5 protein-coding genes and 1 pseudogene are annotated in these 3,570 nt (G+C 61.2%); all 6 read left to right on the top strand.

The features are described from left to right. Positions 1-3: 3 nt before the first annotated feature. Positions 4-1,506, top strand: coding sequence for a ParB/RepB/Spo0J family partition protein (locus NFS22_RS23225; RefSeq protein ID WP_251319994.1), 1,503 nt, complete (start codon positions 4-6; stop codon positions 1,504-1,506). An 87-nt stretch (positions 1,507-1,593) separates the two neighbouring features. Then, positions 1,594-1,785, top strand: coding sequence for a hypothetical protein (locus NFS22_RS23220; protein WP_251319992.1), 192 nt, complete (start codon positions 1,594-1,596; stop codon positions 1,783-1,785). Positions 1,786-1,825: 40 nt separating this feature from the next. Then, positions 1,826-2,167 (top strand): DUF7768 domain-containing protein, encoded by a 342-nt coding sequence (locus tag NFS22_RS23215; protein WP_016316827.1) that lies wholly within the window; start codon positions 1,826-1,828, stop codon positions 2,165-2,167. Between the two features lies 1 nt (position 2,168). Beyond that, entirely contained in the window at positions 2,169-2,870 is a 702-nt protein-coding gene (locus NFS22_RS23210; protein ID WP_251319991.1) for an antirestriction protein ArdA, read from the top strand. A gap of 62 nt (positions 2,871-2,932) precedes the next feature. Continuing rightward, positions 2,933-3,415, top strand: a complete 483-nt coding sequence (locus NFS22_RS23205; RefSeq protein ID WP_478293318.1) for a PcfB family protein — start codon at positions 2,933-2,935, stop codon at positions 3,413-3,415. Beyond that, a pseudogene (locus NFS22_RS23200) lies at positions 3,402-3,570 on the top strand (conjugal transfer protein TraG); the annotation flags it as partial. The gene NFS22_RS23205 and the pseudogene NFS22_RS23200, both read left to right, overlap by 14 nt.

Genomic DNA, 3,570 nt, shown 5'->3' with positions numbered 1-3,570 from the left:
CGAATGGCAGACGAAAAATTAAACGTGAGCCCGGAGGAAAATCCCCAGCCCAGCTTGTTCGATGCCGGCCCGGAGGGGGCTCCTGCCCAGGACGCTCCCACCCCGGAGCCCCCGGCCCCGGAGAACGCCCCCGAGCAGACTGGCGGCGAACCACCCGCCCAGGATGCCCCGGCGGGTGCTCCCGGCGAGGTGAGTGTCTCCGCTGACCAGATTGAAAAGCTGATGGCGGAGCGGCGGGCGGCGGAACGTGCGGAAGTGGAAAAGAACGAGCCGCCTGAACCGGAACAGCCGCCCACCCCGGCCCCGGAGGATAAGGCCGCCGGGGAAAAGGAGCCCGAGAAAAAGGGAAAGGCCGCCAAGGAGAAAACGCCCGAGCCGGATAAGCCCAAAGCCAAGCGGGGCCGCAAGCCCAAGGAAGAAAAAGCGGGGCCCGGCGAACCGGGAGGGACGGGGGCTCGCCGTGGCCGCCAGTCCAAGGCTGGTAAGGCGGCCCCGGACAGGCCCCCGTCCCCACCTCGAGACAAAATGTCCCAAAGCAAGGAGGCCAAGGCCGCCACGGTAAAGGGCAGGGAAGAAGCCCCTGCCGCTCCTGCGCCGGAGCCGCCGCCCCAGCCCCGTGACGCGACCCGCGCTGAAAAGGAAGAGATTGTATATCTCAAACTTTCGGAGCTGTTCCCGTTCAAAGACCATCCTTTCGGTGTGCGGGACGATGCGGAAATGAAAGGGCTTGTGGAGTCGGTCAAGGACAACGGCGTACACCAGCCCGCGCTGGTGCGTCCCCGGGAGGGCGGGGGCTATGAAATCATCGCGGGCCACCGCCGCCAGCGGGCCAGTGAGCTGGCCGGGTTCGCCAATATGCCTTGTATCGTCCGCAACATGACGGACGATGAGGCCATCCTTGCGATGACGGACGACAACCTGCGCCACCGGGAAAAGATTCTGCCGATGGAAAAGGCCCAGTCTCTGAAAATGCAGGTGGAGGCCATCAGCCATCAGGGGACGAAGATGGAGGGCGTGCCCGCCGGGGACGTTGGAAAACGCTCCACGGAAATCGTGGGGGAACGAAACGGCATGAATTACAAGCAGGTACAGCGGTATATCCGGCTGACCGAGCTTGTGCCGGAGCTCCAGTCTATGGTGAACGAGAAAAAGCTGTCTTTCACCCCCGCTGTGGAAATCTCGTTCATCAAGCCCAAGAACCAGAGGTTTATCGCCGTCTCCATTGAGGGCGAGCAGGCATCCCCCTCGCTCTCCCAGGCGCAGGAGCTCCGCAAGCTGGATAAGGACGGGAAACTGAACGGCGATGTGATAGACGGCATTTTGAGCCGTGAAAAAAAGGAGGTAGACAAAGTGATTATTTCCGCCGCTGAACTGAACAAGTATTTCGGCAAGGACGCCACGCCCCGGGAAATGAAAGACCAGATTATGTCCCTGCTGGCCGAATGGAAAGAGAAACAGCCCCCGGAGCGCACCGCCCCGGAGAAAAAGACCGACCGGGAAAAGTAAGCCTTGAGACATTTTGTCCCGAGGTTTTTCTTTTTCCTGCGCCCCTCCCCCGCGCCTTGCATAGCGTTCTTTTAGAGAGGGGCTCTGGTGGTATATCCCCCGTCGCCGCCTACTACTGAGCACAGCCGGGAGTGGGCGGTCAAGGGGCGGAACGCCCGCCGCCTGCGGCGGCTTGCCCTTGACGGCCCGCCCCGGCTGTGCCACCCCTCCCGGCGCGGCGGGGGATATATCCTCCAGAGCCGCCCCCTTTCCCATGAATGGGAAAGGGCGGGGGGATAGGGTTGAACGACAACTATTAAAATATCGGAGGTAAACGACTATGAAACGACCCCTTGCTTACATCACCGCCGCTTGGTATGGCGGCGACACGGAAAACGCGGAGCTGGCCGCACAGTACTGCCGGGCGGTCTACGATGCGGGCTTTGCCCCTATCTGCCCGGCCTTGTTCCTGCCCCTTTTCCTCAATGACGCGGTTCCCGAGGAGCACAAGAGCAGCATCGACATTGGCCGCGACCTGCTCCGCCGCTCCCGGGTACTGGTGGTGTGCGGGCATACCGTCACCGAGTCCATGAAGAACGACATCGCTGTGGCCCAGCGGCTGGGCATCACCGCTACCACCCTTGAGGGCATTTTGACCGTCAAGGGACAGGGCCGCCGCTGACGTGGCCGCGCTGTTCGAGGCGTACATCACCAATCTGGGGAAATACAACGAGGGCGAGCTGGTGGGGGAAACGCTGAAATTCCCCACCAGCCCCCAGGCGGTGGAGGCGCTGTTAAAGAATATCGGCGTGGACGGCATACGCTACGAGGAATTTTTCATCACCAGCTTTGACGGCGATGTGCTGGGGCTCTATGACTATCTGGGCGAGTATGAAAATCTGGACGAGCTGAACCATCTGGCCTGCCTGCTTTCGGAGCTCCCCCAAAGCGAGATTGAAAAATTCGAGGCCGCGCTCCATATGGGGGCGCATACCTCCAGCGTGGCGGACATCATCAACCTTGCGGAAAATCTGGACTGCTTTGAATTTTACCCGGAGATTGAAAGCGAGGAGGATTTGGGCCGCTATTTTGCGGAGGATTTGCCGATCCCCGCCGAGCTGAAAGACTACTTTGACTATGAGGCATACGGGCGGGACATATCCATCAACGAGGACGGCCACCTTGCCCCCGGCGGCTATATCGTCCAGACGGGCGATATTAAGGAAGTCTACCACGGGATAGAGGATATTCCCAAGGAGCACAAGGTTTTTGCCCTCCCCCGGCTCTCCATCCGGGAGCAGATGGCCGCCTACAAGGAAGTGATTGACCGCTTTCCCCCTGCGGCTGACCGGGCCCGCCCGGAGCCGGGCCGTGAGGGGCGGTGACTTCGAGACAAAATGTCCCAAAGGCCGGAGGGCCTATCCCCCATGAAAGGAGGCGGTTTTGATTGATTGACGAGGATGTTTCCCGGCGCACGATAGCACTTTCTATCAGAACGGGAAAACTTTCGGCCCGGGTGCTGGCCTATGCGCTCCGGGCGGCTGGCCGGAAGATACAAAAGGAGCACCGGGCTCACCAGACGCCCCACGGCAGGCAGTCCGTGAAAAAGCTCATGGCCCACGGAGCGGCCACGAACAGCATCGAACTCACCGGGGCCCCCAAGGAGTTTGACCGGGTGGCCCGGAAGTGGAATGTTGACTATGCCTTTTATAAGACCGGGCCGGACAAGTATCTGCTGTTCTTCAAGAGCGGGCAGGCGGACGCAATCACCGCTTGTTTTTCGGAATACTCCCGCCGTGTGCTGGATAAGGCAAAGACTGACTGCGTACCCATCCGGGAACAGCTCAGACGGGCCGCCGCCGAGATACTGCGCCAGCCCGCGCCCCAAAGGAAAGACCGCGTAAAGGAGGCCGCCCATGAGGACAGATAAGCTGAAAAAGTACCTTTTGCCCAACCTCCCCTATCTGTTCATCGGCTGGGCCTGCCTAAAGGTGGGGACGGCCTACCATCTGGCGGCGGGGGCGGATTTGGCCCACAAGCTGGTGGGGATGGTGGCGGCCCTCGGCCCGGCCTTTGCCGACTTCG

The organism is Flintibacter muris, assembly GCF_943192995.1.
Lineage (GTDB): Bacteria > Bacillota > Clostridia > Oscillospirales > Oscillospiraceae > Lawsonibacter > Lawsonibacter muris.
Note: the sequence above shows the minus strand (reverse complement) of the source record. Positions and strands in the feature narration are given on the sequence as shown.

What these genes read in the sequence shown, in the direction of transcription:
- NFS22_RS23225 (WP_251319994.1), top strand. Translation starts at nt 4, where the DNA reads ATGGCAGACGAAAAATTAAACGTGAGCCCGGAGGAAAATCCCCAGCCC.
- NFS22_RS23215 (WP_016316827.1), top strand. Translation starts at nt 1,826, where the DNA reads ATGAAACGACCCCTTGCTTACATCACCGCCGCTTGGTATGGCGGCGAC.